The sequence below is a fragment of the Marinomonas lutimaris genome (genome assembly GCF_019426345.1).
Classification (GTDB): Bacteria; Pseudomonadota; Gammaproteobacteria; order Pseudomonadales; family Marinomonadaceae; genus Marinomonas; species Marinomonas lutimaris.
Window position 1 is genome coordinate 51,492 of record NZ_JAHLLW010000022.1, and the last position, 15,140, is coordinate 66,631.

Below are 15,140 nucleotides of genomic sequence, written 5' to 3' on the forward strand. Positions count from 1 at the left end.
ATTACAATGTCAAAAGGGCAATCATTACAAGACCCTTATCTAAATATTCTACGTAAAGAAAGAGTGCCAGTATCCATCTTTCTTGTAAATGGAATTAAGTTACAAGGTCAAATCGAATCATTCGATCAGTTTGTGATTCTATTGAAAAATACTGTTAGTCAAATGGTTTACAAACATGCCATTTCTACAGTTGTACCTTCCCGTACAATTCGCATCCCGTCTCCTGATCAGCCGGAAGATGACGCTGAATAGTTTGTCTGTAATAAGACAAGCAGAGGAATACTAGATTGTTTTTTGAACGTCCAGATAGTGGTGAAATAGCTGTATTGGTCCATATAGATTTTCACGATCAAAGTGAATCTTATGGACCGGAAGAGTTTGTTGAGCTTGCTATTTCTGCTGGTGCTGACCCTGTTGCTGTTGTTTCAGGGACTCGCCAGCGTCCAGATGCTAGATACTTTATTGGTACTGGCAAGCTAGCAGAAATTAAAGATATTGTTGATCGAGAAGAGGCGCAGGTTGTGCTTTTTGATCATGCACTATCTCCCTCCCAAGAGCGTAATTTAGAAAGTGTTTTGCAGTGTCGTGTGCTTGATCGTACAGGGCTTATACTTGATATTTTTGCTCAACGTGCACGTACCCACGAAGGTAAGTTGCAGGTAGAGTTAGCTCAATTACAACATATGTCGACTCGTCTTATTCGTGGTTGGACACACTTAGAACGCCAAAAAGGCGGTATAGGTATGCGTGGGCCTGGTGAGACGCAGCTTGAGACTGACCGTCGATTGCTTAGAGAGCGTATTAAAGCCATTCAAAAAAGATTGGCGAAAGTGGGTTCTCAACGTGATCAGAATCGTCGATCTCGCGATCGATCTTCTGTGCCAACTGTTTCGTTGGTTGGTTATACCAATGCGGGTAAGTCTACTTTATTTAATCGTGCAACGGGTGCAGATGTGTATGCGGCGGATCAGTTGTTCGCAACACTTGATCCAACGTTGAGGCGTCTAGATATAGAGCAGATTGGCTCTATAGTATTGGCTGATACGGTTGGGTTTATTCGTCAATTGCCCCATAGATTGATTAAAGCATTTCAGGCGACATTAAAAGAGTCGTCTGAGGCGGATTTATTGTTACATGTTGTTGATGCTGCTGATATTTCTCGTGATGAAAATATGAAGCATGTTGACTCTGTATTGGAAGAAATTGGTGCTAATGAAGTTCCAACTTTAACTATATTTAACAAAATTGATGCATTACCGACGGCAGAACCTAGAATTGATAGGGATGCTAACGGGAACCCTTTTCGAGTTTGGTTGTCTGCTCGTGATGGGCAAGGTATTGATTTGCTTAAGCAAGCCATTGCCGAGTTGTTGGCAGAGGATGTTTTTAGTGAAACACTTTATTTGTCGAGCAAGTATGGGCGTTTGAGAGCTATGTTGTTCGAACATGGGGCTGTAAAATCGGAGCGCTTTGATGAAGCGGGTCGTTTTGTTCTTGAAGTAAAGTTGCCTAAGAAAGATTATTTGCAGATTTTGGCTCGTGCGGGCATGTCTGAGGATCAGATAGAAGCTGTGTGAGCTGTACAGGATTATCATTAAAATAAAGTGGAGATGTAGTATGGCCTGGAATGAACCGGGTAATAACGACAATGACCCATGGAATCCAGATAAAAACCGTAATAATGGTGCTGGGCGCCCCGATGGAGATCGTGAAAAAGAGACCAATAATGACCCGTGGGGTCGTAAGCCTGGAGGTAAAGAGCAGGGTCCTCCAGACTTGGATGAAGCCTTTCAGAAGCTGATGGGAATGCTTGGGGTTAAAAAAACTCGCAAATCCGGTGGTTCTAATGGCGGCGATTCCGGTATGTCTGGCAAATTTGGCGGTGGCTTGATTGCTATTGTGCTAATTGCTTTGCTTGCCTTGTGGGCGGCTACAGGTGTTTATCAGGTCGATCAACAGGAGCGTGGTGTTGTCCTTCGTTTGGGTAAATACCATTCTACCGTTATGCCTGGTCTTCATTGGAATCCACCAATGATAGATTCTGTTAGTAAGGTGAATGTAACTAAGGTTCGTTCTCATGATCACAAAGCGCTAATGTTGACGGTTGATGATGCCATTGTTGAAGTGGGTGTTTCTGTACAATATTCTGTGCAGGATCCAAAGAACTTCTTGCTTAATGTTCGTAATCCTGAAGAGTCACTTGCTCAGGTCACTGAAAGTGCGCTTCGTCATGTTGTTGGTGGTTCTGAAATGGATCAGATCTTAACGGAAGGTCGTGAGTTGTTAGCGACGGAAGTTAAGGCGCGTATTCAGGACTACAGTGATGCATATGGCACTGGCTTATTGATTTCAAAGGTTAACGTTGAAAATACTCAGGCGCCTACACAAGTGCAAGAGGCATTTGATGATGTTATCAAGGCGAAAGAGGATGAGTTGAGAGTTCGTAACGAAGCTGAGTCTTATGCAAATGGTATTATTCCTGAGGCTCGTGGTCGTGCTCAACGTATCCGAGAAGAAGCGGAAGCTTACCGGTCCGAGATTGTTGCTCGTGCTAGCGGTCAAGCGGATCGTTTTGACAGATTGTATCGTGAGTACACTAAGGCGCCAGACGTAACTCGTCGTCGTTTGTATATAGAGACGATGGAGTCGGTCTATAAAGATGTGAATAAAGTTGTTGTTGATACTAAAGGTGGAAATAACATGATGTATTTGCCTCTAGATCAGTTGATGAAGCAACGTGCGGAGTCGTCTAAAGGGGCGGGTTCTGTAAATTCAGGGAATATTGGGGCGTTAACAGATCAAGTACTTGATGAAATACGTAAGCGCCAAAGTGCAACAGTTCGTAGAGAGGGCAGAAACTAATGAAAGGCTTTTCTTTTTCAGTTTTATTTGTTGTTCTTCTTGGTGTGCTGATTGCTTCCCAGACGCTTTTTGTTGTCAATGAGACCGAGCGTGCGGTTGTACTTAAGTTTGGTGAGGTTGTCCGGGATGATGTAGCGCCTGGTATTCACTTTAAACTGCCGATTATGAACGAAGTCAAAAAATTTGATGCTCGTGTTTTGACAATGGACTCTCGTCCTCAGCGTTATTTAACGTTGGAGAAGAAGGCTGTTATTGTCGATTCTTATGTGAAGTGGAAAATAGACTCCGTTACTAAATTCTATCAGGCAACGTCTGGTGATGAGTTTGTGGCAAATCGTGTATTGTCTTCTCGTGTAGATACTGGGCTTCGAAATAAGTTTGGTGAGCGAACTATGCATGAGGTGGTTTCTGGGGAGCGTGATCAGTTGATGACTGAGTTGCGCGACGACTTGAATAAAGTTGCTCAGAGTGAGTTGGGTATTTCTATTGTTGATATCCGAGTTAAGCGCATTGATTTGCCGCCAGATGTTAGTGAGTCTGTTTATCAGCGTATGAGAACTGAACGTGAGCGTGAAGCTCGAGAGCATAGATCAAAAGGTCTAGAGCTTGCTGAAGGTATTCGTGCGGATGCAGATCGTCAGCAGGTAGTTTTGGAGGCTGAGGCTCAACGTGATGCAGAGATGATTCGTGGTGATGGTGATGCTAAAGCAGCCGCTATTTACTCTAAGGTTTATAAGCAAGATCCTGAGTTTTACGAGTTTTACCGTAGTCTTCAGGCGTACCGTGAAAGCTTTAACGGTAACAATGATTTGTTTGTTCTTGAACCTGATAGCGAATTCTTTAAGTATCTGAATAGCTCTACTAGTCGTAGTGCTAAATAGAGTAGATATTCATCAATAATCGTACATGAAGCCTATTTGTTAAAATGGGAAACATGGTACTATTACACAAACCGGGCCAGGCCCGGTTTTTTAATGGTCAAAATAAAGAGAATCTATGCAGGAATTGTTGCAGTCGCTGCTGGTTGGCGTCAGCCTTTTATTGATCGCCGAGGGGTTTTTGCCATTTCTCGCTCCAAATATCTGGAAAGAAATAATGGTCAAAGCTATCGCGAGCTCAGATTGGAATTTACGTATTCTGGGCGCGGTTAGTATGTTTCTTGGATTAATGCTTCTTTTGCTGACTCGAAGCTAAGAGGATAATTTAATGACATTAGCAGATCGCTGGTTACTTCCTGAGGGCGTTGATGAGGCGTTGCCTGAACAGGCCGCTAAGATCGAGCACCTTAGAAGAACTCTGCTTAATCTCCATGAAAGTTGGGGATATCACTTAGTAATACCTCCTCTTTTAGAGTATCTGGATTCCCTTCTTACGGGTGCTGGCTCAGACCTAGAAATTGAAACATTTAAAGTTATTGACCAGTTATCAGGTCGACTTTTAGGTATTCGTGCCGATTTTACATCCCAGGTTGCTCGTATCGATGCTCATTGCCTTAAAGATGATGGTGTGCAACGTTTGAGTTATTGCGGCAGTGTTTTAAGAACAATGCCTGCTGGCTTAGATGGTACTCGTAGCCCTATTCAGTTAGGGGCTGAAATTTATGGTCATGGCGGCGTAGAAAGTGATGTTGAAGTTTTGTCTTTAATGTTGCAGACCTTGTCTACGGCCGGCTTGTCTAATCTCGTTCTTGATCTTGGGCATGTTGATGTTGTAAGTGGTGTACTTGCTGCTTGCGGTCTTAGTGCAGATCAAGAAGGTAAGTTGATTGAGCTTTACAAGGCTAAAGATTTGCCGGAGCTTGATCGATATGTTGAAGGGCTTGATTGTTTACGCGATATTCAGAAGCAGTGGCTGGTTGGTTTGCCGCGCTTGTGTGGTGGTAAAGAAGTGTTGCTGCATGCGACAGATTTGCTTGGAGGGGTTAGTGAGTCAATTCGTGATGCGATTGTCTTGCTGCAAAAAATAAGTGATTCAATTTGTCAGCGTTTTCCTAAGGTTGGATTGCATTTCGATCTGAGTGATTTGGTTTCTTACAGTTACCATACTGGTGTTGTTTTTGCTGCTTACGTTCCTGGTCATGGTAATGCAATTGCTCGTGGCGGACGTTATAACAATATTGGGCAAGTGTTTGGTCGGTCTCGTCCGGCTACGGGTTTTAGTACGGATGTGAAAGCCTTGGTTGCTTTGACTGATATTGTGGTCAATAAGCCAAAAACTGTTCTGTCGCCAATTTGCTCAAGTGATGAGCTTTGGCAGAAAGCGAATTCCTTACGCGCTGAGGGATATCGAGTGATAGAGGTCTTGGACGACATTTACGCTGGAGATGCTGATTTTAAGCTGGAATTTGTTGATGAAGCTTGGCAGTTGATGCCGGTTCAGAGCTAGACTTTTCTTTAAGAACTATCTAAATGAGACCTGAAATTATGGGTAAAAATGTTGTTATTCTAGGCACTCAATGGGGCGATGAAGGTAAGGGTAAGGTTGTTGACCTGCTTACCGAAGATGTTGCTGCGGTTGTACGTTTTCAAGGTGGTCACAATGCAGGCCATACTCTAGTTATCGATGGCAAGAAGACGGTCTTGCATTTGATTCCTTCTGGCATCTTGCGTGAAGGTGTTCAATGTATCATCGGTAACGGTGTTGTATTGTCTCCAGCGGCATTGAAAGCTGAAGTGCTTGAACTTCTTGAACAAGGTGTTCCGGCGGTTGATCGCTTGAAAATTAGTGCGGCTTGTCCACTAATTCTTCCTTATCATATTGCTATTGATCAGGCTCGTGAGCTTGCTAAGGGCGAGAAGAAGATTGGTACAACTGGTCGTGGTATTGGGCCTGCGTATGAAGATAAGGTAGCACGACGCGCAATTCGCGTTGGCGATATATTAGACTCTGAGCGTTTCGCTGCTAAGCTTAAAGAGGTGCTTGAGTATTATAATTTTGTCCTAACTCAATACCACAAAGTGGAGCCAATCTCTTTTGATGAGGTTTATGCTGCTGGTTTAGAAATGGCGGAATTCTTGCGTCCTATGGTGGCTGATACTATTACTTTGTTGCATGACTTGCGTAAAGCGGGTGCGAACATTATGTTCGAAGGTGCTCAAGGTTCATTGTTGGACGTCGATCACGGTACTTACCCTTATGTAACATCTTCAAATACAACGGCAGGCGGCGCTCCGGCGGGTACTGGTTTTGGTCCTTTGTACTTGGATTACGTGCTTGGTATTACCAAGGCTTATACTACTCGTGTTGGCTCTGGTCCTTTCCCGACTGAGCTTTTTGACGAAGACGGTGAGCGTTTGGGTAGTCGAGGTCATGAATTTGGTGCTACTACTGGTCGTTCACGTCGTTGTGGTTGGTTTGATTCAGTTGCTTTGCGTCATGCGGTTCAGATTAACTCAGTTTCTGGTATCTGTTTAACTAAACTGGACGTGCTTGACGGCTCTTCTGTCATTAAAGTTTGTGTTTCTTACGCAGATGAAAATGGTAATCCTGTTGCTGGTTCTTTGGTTGATAGTGAAGGATACGAAAAAGCTAAGCCAGTGTATGTGGAGCTTCCTGGTTGGACTGAATCTACGGTAGGTGCAGAAAATTTTGAAGCGTTACCAAAAAATGCTCAAGATTATATCCGCTTCCTAGAAGAGCAGGTTGGTGTGCCGGTTGATATTATCTCTACTGGCCCAGATCGTAATGAGACAATTGTTATTCGCGATCCTTTTAAACAATAAATCCTATTTACTGGGTGTGTTGTTAGGAAAAAGCCGCTTATTGCGGCTTTTTTTGTTTTTATGGGTAGCTAAGTTCATCATATTAGTATTCTTTGTAAATAGAGTGAAAAGAGGGGGAGGAGTTTGTCTGGCGCTAGGGTAATATTTACAATTGAAATTAAGGCGATATAACTGCCTGCTAAATAATGAAAAAATGAGAGGAAATATTTATGGTTAAGTTATTGCTTGCTGATGATGATGCTCGTTTGTCGGATTTAATTAAAGAATACTTTGATGGCGAGGGTTATGAAGTAGCGCATGCTTGGAATGGTCGTGAAGCATTAGAGCTTATGGCTGCTGATATGCCTGATATTGTTATTCTCGATGTTATGATGCCGGAATTAGATGGATTTGAAACTTTAAAGCAGATCCGTAATAAAAGCTCAGTGCCTGTTATTATGTTAACGGCAAAGGGTGATGATATTGATCGTATCCTTGGTTTGGAAATGGGGGCAGATGATTATTTGTCTAAGCCATTTAATCCACGAGAATTGTTGGCTCGAATTAAAGCGATTTTGCGTCGAGCTAGTCAGGAGCGTGAGGATGATCCAACTGCTGATATAGATCTCTCAGGTGTATTGCTACGCCGTAAAGATCGTACCGTGTATTTGGAAGGCGAGTTGGTTGAATTGACTACGTCTGAATATACTTTGTTAGAGTGTATGTTGATGGCACCAGGTCAGGTATTAACGAAGCAGGAGCTTTCTGAGAAGGCTTTGGGTCGTAAGCTGACTATGTATGATCGTAGTTTGGATATGCATATTAGTAATCTGCGTAAAAAAATTGGCAATTTAGAAAATGGTGATCCTCGAATCAAAACCGTTCGTGGTGTAGGCTATATTTTTGTGTCAAATGAGCAAGGTGCTTAGTTTTTTATGAAAAATACTTTTCTACGTGTGTTTCTGGTGGTGTTACTGTCCAACATTGTTGTGGTTAGTGTTGGTTTAGGGATGGTTCAGTTTATCCAGAAACGTAATCAGGTATCGGCTGATTTACTGGGAGATGTTGGTGTTCAGTTGGTAGCTGGGTATGAAAAGTTTGGTATTACTTCTTTGCAAGAAGAAACAAAAAAGGCTGAGAAGCGCTTGTCTGGCACCATTTATCTTTATCAAGAAAATGGCCGTCCTCTTTTAAAGCCGTTGCCTCGTAATTTTAGAGAGCAAAATACACCGAGTGTAACCAGTCGGCCTGCAGCAGATTTTTTGCACAGTCAGTTTATTCAGGTTATAGGTGGGAATAATGTTCAGTATTTGCTGATTTTTAAACCAAATCCTGAAATTAGCTCTCTTGCTCCTGAGGCGGTAGTGGGGTTCTCTTTATTGGGTTTGCTGGTGTCTAGTGGTGTCTTAGCTTACTGGTTGCTAGGGCCTCTGTTGAAGTTGCAGCGAGTGGCTAGGTCTTTTGGTCAAGGTGATATGACTGCTAGGGTTGAAAGTAAGTTGGCCCGAAGGAGTGATGCTGTCGGTAAGCTAGCTCGTGAGTTTAATGAAATGGCGGTTAGGATTGATACCTTACTATCATCGAAAGAGCGGCTTATGCGAGATGTGTCTCATGAATTAAGGACGCCACTAGCAAGGATTGAGGTGGCGCTCACTATTGCAGAGGATAAGTATGCAACGGAGGCGCAAAAAGGTTATTTAAACCGTATTCGCACGGAGCTTCATGAGTTGGATGAACTTATCGGTCAGGTGCTTACTTTGAGTCGGCTCGAAGCTGCATCTCTTATCAAAGAGGAGATGCCTCTTCAGGAGTGGCTTGATGATATCGTGGCTGATGTCAGTTTTGAGAGTCAGTTGAAGGGTATTTCCGTATCTAAGGTGGGTCGTGTTCCAAAAACTATATTGGGTGACCCTCTTCAGTTGCGTCATGCCATTGAGAATGTGCTTCGTAATGCCTGCTTTTATGCGGGTTGTAATGGTGTTATTGAGCTCGAAACTCAAGAAAAGGCTGGAACGGCTTTTATCTATGTGCGCGATAATGGGCCTGGCGTTTCTGACGATAAACTAGAGAAAATCTTTCATGCATTTTATCGGTCGTCAGAAGCAAGGGAGGCAAATAGCGGAGGTTTTGGTGTGGGGCTTACTATCTCTCAGCGTATCATTCGGGCTCATAAGGGGCAGATAACAGCTAAGAATCGCGATGAGGGTGGTCTTGAAGTGTGCTTTGAGTTGCCTGTTGCTTGATTTTTAGCCTCATTTTTTTTGAATCTGCGATAAAATTTTCTGCTTTCGAGAAAGCGCTTGTTATTGTCTCTATAGATAAGTAATATGCGCCTCGCAAGTTGGCTAGGCAGTCGCCGCTCAATTTATTGGGGGGAGGAAAGTCCGGGCTTCGCAGGGTAAAGTGCCAGGTAACGCCTGGGGGGCGTGAGCCTACGGAAAGTGCAGCAGAAAATACACCGCCTAAGCAGTTTACTGCCGGTAAGGTTGAAATGGTGCGGTAAGAGCGCACCGCGCGACTGGCAACAGTTCGTGGCTAGGTAAACCCCACTTGAAGCAAGACCAAATAGGAACTCTTTGGCGTGACCCGCGCTGAGTTCGGGTAGGTTGCTAAAGACGTGCAGTGATGTACGTATTAGATGAATGACTGTCCACGACAGAACCCGGCTTATCGGCCAACTTGCAATTTTTTTCCTCAGTGTTTTACCTGTTTCTTTATTTCATAAGTACCATTATAGATGGTGATTTATGTTTTATCCCATTTCGATATCTTCTACTTCTACTTTTATCTCTTATTTGTGCTTGCTGCTGTAAGCGGCTTTCTTTTGTCTAAAAAGTGTCGTTTTGTGTTTTCTTTTCTCTTTTAGCCTCTCTATTTCTCTGCTTTTTGCTCCTTTACAAAATCATTGCATCTATTTTTGCCTATTTGGTTGGTTTTTTTTTACTCTTTTTCATAAATAGTGTTAAATTGTGGGATAAAGTGTCGATAAGTGGGATATGGCAATGTTTCGTGGGATTCATCAGGTGAGTGTAGATGTGAAGGGGCGAATGTCGCTTCCGGCACGCTTGCGCGATGATCTTGCCCAATATGACGACGATGGGGTGGTTGTGACCATTGATCCTGTTTCTCGATGCCTGCTGCTTTATCCCTTGTCTGAGTGGGAAATAATTCAGCAAAAATTAGATAAATTGCCAACGTTTCAGCCACAGGCTCGGCGCTTACAGCGTCTTTTGGTTGGCCATGCTACTGATTTGGAAGTGGATAAAGCAGGACGAATTTTGTTGCCTGCGCCGCTGCGTGAATTTGCTCGGTTGGATAAAAAATTAACGATTCTTGGTCAGGGTAAAAAGCTAGAGATCTGGAGCCAAGAAGAGTGGGAAGCGCAGCGCGAAGATTATTTGTCCCAAGATGCTCTTGAGGACTTACAAACTGAAACCATGATGGATATTTCTTTATGACAAAGACGATGGCAGAACACATAAGCGTAATGCTTAATGAGTCCGTCGATATGCTAGTAACCGATACCAATGGCCTGTATGTCGATGGGACTTTTGGTCGTGGTGGGCATACTCGTTTGGTTTTGGATCGATTAGATAAAGGTCGTTTGCTTGGTTTCGATAAAGACCCAGTGGCGATTGGCTATGGCAAGTTACTAGAACAAGAAGATTCCCGTTTCTCTATTGTTCAAGACAGTTTTGCCAATATGGCTGAACATATTTCTGATGTGTTTGGTGTCGATAAAGTTGATGGTGTGATGATGGATTTGGGTGTGTCTTCACCTCAGATTGATGACGCTGAACGTGGCTTTAGTTTTATGAATGACGGTCCGCTCGATATGCGGATGAATCCAGATAAGGGTATAAGCGCAGCGCAGTGGGTTGCTACTGTTAGTGAAAAGGATATGGCTGATGTGATGTATCAGTATGGCGAGGAGAGATTTTCTCGTCGTATTGCAAAAGCTATCTGTGAATATCGCTCTCATACTCCAATTCTAACAACGCTTCAGCTTTCAAAAATTATCGCTGAAGCGAATCCTGCTTGGGAGAAAGGTAAGAACCCAGCTACTCGTGCATTTCAAGGTATTCGAATTCATATCAATAATGAATTAGGTGATTTAGAAGTTGGTCTTGATGCGGCTGCTGAGGCTCTAAAAGTTGGTGGTCGATTAGCGGTTATTAGCTTCCATTCTCTTGAAGATCGAATTGTTAAGCGCTTTATGAAATTGAAAGCAAAAGGGCCGGAATTGCCGAGACACTTGCCAATTCGAAATGCACATCTTGATATCAAGTTTAAGACAATAGGTAAAGCGATCAAGCCATCTCAATCCGAAGTGAGTGAGAATGTGCGCTCTCGTAGTGCTGTTCTACGCGTTTTGGAGCGTGTCGGTGATTAAGGCGCGCTTTTCACCGTCAGTATTTGCTGTCGGTGTTGTGTTTTTGGCAGCCGTTTCTATTGCTGTCGTGATACAGGTTTACGATTTTAGAAAAGACTTCTCTTACCTTCAAACATTGAAGCAAGACGAAGTGGATTATGAAGTGAAATGGGGACAGTTGCTTCTTGAACAAAGTGCGCTAACCCAGCCGAGTCGCTTAGAGCAGGCGGCTATTAAAGATTTAAATATGCATGCACCCTCTCAGGATGAATTGATAATAGTGAAACCATGAGTATTGATAACAGTGTTCACACCCCAGGAAAATGGCGCTTTAGATTTGTCTATGGCGTCGCTTTGTTATTGTTTCTTATTGCAGGTGGTCGACTTTTCTATTTGACCGTGGTTGATAAGGCATTTTTACAAAACCAAGGCGAGATTCGGGCTGTACGGACTGAGGCTATTCCGGCAACTCGTGGCATGATCCTAGATCGTCGCGGAGAGCCTTTAGCTGTTAGTACGCCGACTTGGACTATTATTGCCAATCCAAGAGCCTTGTGGAAGCTTCCACGCGATCCTTCTCTAAATATTGGTCCAGAACAAGAGATTAAACGTCTGGCTGAAGTTATGGGGGTTGGTCGTGCTTGGTTGCAAGAGCGATTCGAAGCCAATAAAACTCGCTCTTTTATGTACTTGCGTCGTCAAATTCCACCTCATGAAGCGGATGCTATCATGGCGGCTAAAGTTGTTGGTGTTAGTAAAACCAAAGAATACAAGCGTTTCTATCCTGCTGGTGAAGTGGCGTCTCATGTTGTTGGTTTTACTAATATTGATGATAAAGGTCAAGAGGGGATGGAGCTTGCTTATGATCAAGCGTTAGAGGGGCGGCCTGGTCGTCGAAGCTATGTGAAAGATCTTTCTGGCAATATCATTCGAGGTGTTGGCGTTGAAGAGGCTGAGCACCCGGGAGAGAATATTGAGTTAAGTATCGACCTTAGGTTGCAGTATTTGGCTTATCGAGAGCTTAAAGCGGCAGTGACTGAGCATCGAGCTACATCTGCGTCGGCAGTGATTTTGGATGTTAAAACGGGTGAAATTTTGGCGATGGTGAATCAGCCATCCTATAATCCGAATGATCGTTCTAAATTAGAGTATGAGGAGCTACGTAATCGCGCGGTGATTGATTTGTTTGAGCCGGGTTCTACTATGAAGCCGTTTACTATTTCGGCAGCGCTAATGTCTGGTCAATATACAACGGAAACAACGATTGATACTTCTCCAGGTTATTTGCGTTTTGGTCGCTTTACTATTCGTGATGCTGCCAATTACGGTGTGATTGATTTTGAAAAGTTACTTATTAAGTCAAGTAACGTAGGGGCATCGAAAATTGCCTTATCGCTTCCTCAAGATGCGGTTTGGAATATGGATTACGAGTTGGGCATTGGTTCGCCAGTTGGAATTGGTTTCCCTGGGGAGGCCTCTGGTGTTCTTCCATCACATCCTAAATGGCATCCATCAGAGATTGCTACTTTGTCGTATGGTTATGGTTTATCTGTTTCAACATTGCAATTAGCTCAGGCTTATATGACCTTGGCTAATGGCGGTTACCGTGTGCCAGTTACTATTTTCAAACAAGATGCACCCGCAGATGGTAAGCAAGTGATACCGCAAAAAGTCGCTCATGATGTCGTGAAGATGATGGAGTCTGTAGTGACGCGAGGCTCAGGTAAAGCCGCACAAATCCCAGGTTATCGTGTTGCAGGTAAAACAGGTACTGTTCATAAAGTCGGTTCTAAAGGTTATGAATACGATCAGTATATTGCCTTGTTTGCAGGTGTTGCACCTGCATCAAATCCCAGATTGGCAATGGTGGTGATGATCAATGATCCGAAAGGACGTGAGTATTATGGCGGTGAAGTTGCAGCGCCAGTATTCTCTCGTGTGATGGAAGGAGCATTAACGACTCTGAATATTTATCCTGATCTACCTGAAGGGCTTAGGGAGGTTCGCTTAGAGCCTAAAAAAGTGCCTTATCAAGTTGTGCAGGGTGGTTAGATGGGGCAAATATCTCATGCTCAACTGCTTAGCTTAGCGGGTTATCCTTTGGGGGATAATCCGCATTCTGCTTTATATAGTCATCTAGAAACGGATAGTCGTAAAGTCGATGTGGAAAGCGTTTTTTTTGCTTTGCCTGGAGTTGCTTCAAACGGGTGGGATTATTTAGATAATGTCGTCGCTCTAGGTTGTGAAGTGGCGGTGGTTCCTGCTGAATTGAATTTGCATCGTGATGATATTGAACTTGTTTCTGTTGCCGATCCGGCAAAGCTTTTAATAGCTTGTTTGCATGGTTTTTTTGGGCGAATGCCTCGGCAGATGGTTGCGGTAACGGGAACGAATGGAAAGTCTTCTATTTGTTTTTATATCGCTCAACTTGCTAAATATATTGGTTTTTCCAGCGGCTTAGTTGGAACTTTTGGTGTAGGGCCTTTAGATCGTTTGTCTGAGGCTAAGCAAACCACACCAGATCTTCTTTCTTTGCATCTAACTTTAATGCAAATGGCTGAAACAGGCGTCGATTTTGTTGCTTTTGAAGCGTCGTCGCATGCTTTGGATCAGGGGCGCATTGAAGGTGTGCCTTTTCAAACCGCTGTGTTCTCGAATCTCTCTCGTGATCATCTTGATTATCATGGTGATATGAATTCCTACGCTTTAGCTAAACGGCGTTTGTTTTCTTTTAATAGTTTGTCTCATTCCATATTTTGTCTTGATGATAGTTATGCAAGTTTTATGGCGGAAGGTGCGGTTGAATCAAGTTGTCATTATTACAGTGAGCAAGATACGCGAGCTGATTTTTATGTAAAGCAGTTAACGCTTGAGTCAGCGGGGTGTCGGTTTGTTTTGTGTCATCCAGAAGGTGAAACTCCTGTGTTTTTGCCGTTGCTAGGGCGCTTTAATGTTCAGAATGCCTTGGCGGCTTTAGCTAGCCTTTGGTATGGGGTTAATGATAAAGCGACTTTAATAAGTGGTTTATCTACTCTGAGTGGCGCGCCGGGCCGTATGGATAAAGTTCAATTGCCAAATGCACCGCTTGTTGTGGTTGATTTTGCACACACTTCAGATGCTTTGGAAGTGGCTTTGCAGGGATTAAAAGAGCATACCAATGGTCGATTGATCTGTGTATTTGGTTGTGGTGGTGACAGGGATAGAGGTAAACGACCTTTAATGATGGCGGCAGCTATGCAAAATGCAGATTATGTATGGTTGACGTCTGATAATCCTCGTACAGAGTCTATAGAGCAAATTTTTTCAGATGTATTGGCACAAACGAACGATGATGACGCGTTTAGTTTTGAGCCTGATCGAAGAGTAGCTATTCGCCAGGCTGTATTGTCGGCTGGTCCCAACGATGTTGTCCTTATTGCTGGAAAAGGGCACGAGTCTTACCAAGATATTCAGGGTGTAAAGCATCATTTTGACGATAAAGAAGAGGCGCTGAAGGCGATAGAAGCTTATGTTGATTAATCTTACTCTTTCGGATATTGCTCGGGCTTGTGATGGCGAACTTGTCGGTGAAGATTGCGATCTAAATGCAGTTGTTACCGATACTAGAACCATCTCGGCAGGTTGTTTGTTTGTTGCCTTGAAGGGTGAGCGTTTTGATGGGCATGATTATATAGCGCAAGCAGTACAGGATGGTGCGGTTGGTGTTGTCTCGGATCGAAATGTTGGAGTGCCTAATTATGTTAAAGTGGCAGATACCACATTAGCTTACGGTGCTATTGCGCGTTTGATTCGAGATGCCTTCAAAGGGGTTGTTGTATGTATTACCGGCAGTAATGGTAAAACAACCGTAAAAGATTGGTTGGCGCAGTCTCTTGCTGAGAAAAATGTGCTAAAAACACGCGCCAATTTGAATAATCAGATTGGTGTGCCGAAAACGCTTTTTGAATTGGATGCTAATCACGATGTTGCGGTAATTGAGGCCGGAACCAGTTTTACTGGTGAAATACCATTACTGGCAAAAATTGCGTTTCCTGACGTGGTGATATTAACAAATGCCAGCGGAAGTCATTTTGAAGGGTTGGGCGGCCTCGAAAGTATTGCTAAAGAAAAAGGCGCGTTGATTTCAGGTTCTGCGGATAATGCCAGTGTCGTCTTAAATGCTGATGATGAATACTTTGGTTATTGGTGTGGTTTGGCGGGTAATC

The 15,140-nt window shown here is 43.5% G+C and carries 15 protein-coding genes and 1 other RNA gene; all 16 read left to right on the top strand.

Going from position 1 to position 15,140, the window contains the following annotated elements; all coding sequences use genetic code 11:
- The first annotated feature begins 6 nt into the window (after nucleotides 1-6).
- Entirely contained in the window at nucleotides 7-252 is a 246-nt protein-coding gene (gene hfq, locus KPL72_RS18590) for an RNA chaperone Hfq (protein ID WP_012070321.1), read from the top strand.
- Between the two features lie 35 nt (nucleotides 253-287).
- Nucleotides 288-1,577, top strand: a complete 1,290-nt coding sequence (hflX, locus tag KPL72_RS18595; protein WP_212915582.1) for a ribosome rescue GTPase HflX — start codon at nucleotides 288-290, stop codon at nucleotides 1,575-1,577.
- Between the two features lie 40 nt (nucleotides 1,578-1,617).
- Complete coding sequence (gene hflK / locus KPL72_RS18600; protein ID WP_072840564.1) at nucleotides 1,618-2,862, top strand: FtsH protease activity modulator HflK; 1,245 nt, start codon at nucleotides 1,618-1,620, stop codon at nucleotides 2,860-2,862.
- Entirely contained in the window at nucleotides 2,862-3,743 is an 882-nt protein-coding gene (gene hflC, locus KPL72_RS18605; protein ID WP_212915581.1) for a protease modulator HflC, read from the top strand. The genes hflK and hflC overlap by 1 nt, the downstream gene beginning before the upstream one ends.
- Nucleotides 3,744-3,858: 115 nt before the next feature.
- Nucleotides 3,859-4,056 (top strand): DUF2065 family protein, encoded by a 198-nt coding sequence (locus KPL72_RS18610; RefSeq protein ID WP_219704023.1) that lies wholly within the window; start codon nucleotides 3,859-3,861, stop codon nucleotides 4,054-4,056.
- A 12-nt stretch (nucleotides 4,057-4,068) separates the two neighbouring features.
- Entirely contained in the window at nucleotides 4,069-5,247 is a 1,179-nt protein-coding gene (locus KPL72_RS18615) for an ATP phosphoribosyltransferase regulatory subunit (RefSeq protein ID WP_212915580.1), read from the top strand.
- Between the two features lie 38 nt (nucleotides 5,248-5,285).
- A complete protein-coding gene (locus KPL72_RS18620; protein ID WP_212918898.1) occupies nucleotides 5,286-6,584 on the top strand; it encodes an adenylosuccinate synthase in 1,299 nt (432 codons plus the stop codon).
- Nucleotides 6,585-6,793: 209 nt separating this feature from the next.
- A complete protein-coding gene (locus KPL72_RS18625) occupies nucleotides 6,794-7,492 on the top strand; it encodes a response regulator transcription factor (protein ID WP_012070314.1) in 699 nt (232 codons plus the stop codon).
- A 6-nt stretch (nucleotides 7,493-7,498) separates the two neighbouring features.
- Nucleotides 7,499-8,806, top strand: a complete 1,308-nt coding sequence (locus KPL72_RS18630; RefSeq protein ID WP_212915579.1) for a sensor histidine kinase — start codon at nucleotides 7,499-7,501, stop codon at nucleotides 8,804-8,806.
- A gap of 94 nt (nucleotides 8,807-8,900) precedes the next feature.
- Nucleotides 8,901-9,249: RNase P RNA component class A (rnpB, locus tag KPL72_RS18635), an RNA gene on the top strand.
- Nucleotides 9,250-9,565: 316 nt separating this feature from the next.
- On the top strand, nucleotides 9,566-10,021 hold the full coding sequence (gene mraZ, locus KPL72_RS18640) for a division/cell wall cluster transcriptional repressor MraZ (protein ID WP_212918897.1): 456 nt from the start codon (nucleotides 9,566-9,568) through the stop codon (nucleotides 10,019-10,021).
- Nucleotides 10,018-10,956, top strand: coding sequence for a 16S rRNA (cytosine(1402)-N(4))-methyltransferase RsmH (gene rsmH / locus KPL72_RS18645; RefSeq protein WP_212915578.1), 939 nt, complete (start codon nucleotides 10,018-10,020; stop codon nucleotides 10,954-10,956). Before mraZ ends, rsmH begins: the two co-directional genes overlap by 4 nt.
- Nucleotides 10,949-11,227, top strand: coding sequence for a cell division protein FtsL (ftsL, locus tag KPL72_RS18650; RefSeq protein WP_212915577.1), 279 nt, complete (start codon nucleotides 10,949-10,951; stop codon nucleotides 11,225-11,227). Before rsmH ends, ftsL begins: the two co-directional genes overlap by 8 nt.
- The gene (locus KPL72_RS18655) at nucleotides 11,224-12,987 is read left to right on the top strand and encodes a peptidoglycan D,D-transpeptidase FtsI family protein (protein ID WP_219704024.1); all 1,764 of its coding nucleotides are present in this window, start codon (nucleotides 11,224-11,226) and stop codon (nucleotides 12,985-12,987) included. Before ftsL ends, KPL72_RS18655 begins: the two co-directional genes overlap by 4 nt.
- A complete protein-coding gene (locus tag KPL72_RS18660; protein ID WP_219704025.1) occupies nucleotides 12,988-14,454 on the top strand; it encodes a UDP-N-acetylmuramoyl-L-alanyl-D-glutamate--2,6-diaminopimelate ligase in 1,467 nt (488 codons plus the stop codon).
- A partial coding sequence (locus KPL72_RS18665; protein ID WP_249422342.1) for a UDP-N-acetylmuramoyl-tripeptide--D-alanyl-D-alanine ligase occupies nucleotides 14,444-15,140 on the top strand: 697 nt, incomplete at its 3' end. The genes KPL72_RS18660 and KPL72_RS18665, both read left to right, overlap by 11 nt.

Coding starts and splice junctions, on each gene's coding strand:
- mraZ (WP_212918897.1), top strand. CDS start 9,566: ATGTTTCGTGGGATTCATCAGGTGAGTGTAGATGTGAAGGGGCGAATG.
- KPL72_RS18625 (WP_012070314.1), top strand. CDS start 6,794: ATGGTTAAGTTATTGCTTGCTGATGATGATGCTCGTTTGTCGGATTTA.
- KPL72_RS18620 (WP_212918898.1), top strand. CDS start 5,286: ATGGGTAAAAATGTTGTTATTCTAGGCACTCAATGGGGCGATGAAGGT.
- hfq (WP_012070321.1), top strand. CDS start 7: ATGTCAAAAGGGCAATCATTACAAGACCCTTATCTAAATATTCTACGT.
- KPL72_RS18660 (WP_219704025.1), top strand. CDS start 12,988: ATGGGGCAAATATCTCATGCTCAACTGCTTAGCTTAGCGGGTTATCCT.
- hflK (WP_072840564.1), top strand. CDS start 1,618: ATGGCCTGGAATGAACCGGGTAATAACGACAATGACCCATGGAATCCA.
- rsmH (WP_212915578.1), top strand. CDS start 10,018: ATGACAAAGACGATGGCAGAACACATAAGCGTAATGCTTAATGAGTCC.
- KPL72_RS18610 (WP_219704023.1), top strand. CDS start 3,859: ATGCAGGAATTGTTGCAGTCGCTGCTGGTTGGCGTCAGCCTTTTATTG.
- hflC (WP_212915581.1), top strand. CDS start 2,862: ATGAAAGGCTTTTCTTTTTCAGTTTTATTTGTTGTTCTTCTTGGTGTG.
- KPL72_RS18615 (WP_212915580.1), top strand. CDS start 4,069: ATGACATTAGCAGATCGCTGGTTACTTCCTGAGGGCGTTGATGAGGCG.
- KPL72_RS18630 (WP_212915579.1), top strand. CDS start 7,499: ATGAAAAATACTTTTCTACGTGTGTTTCTGGTGGTGTTACTGTCCAAC.
- KPL72_RS18655 (WP_219704024.1), top strand. CDS start 11,224: ATGAGTATTGATAACAGTGTTCACACCCCAGGAAAATGGCGCTTTAGA.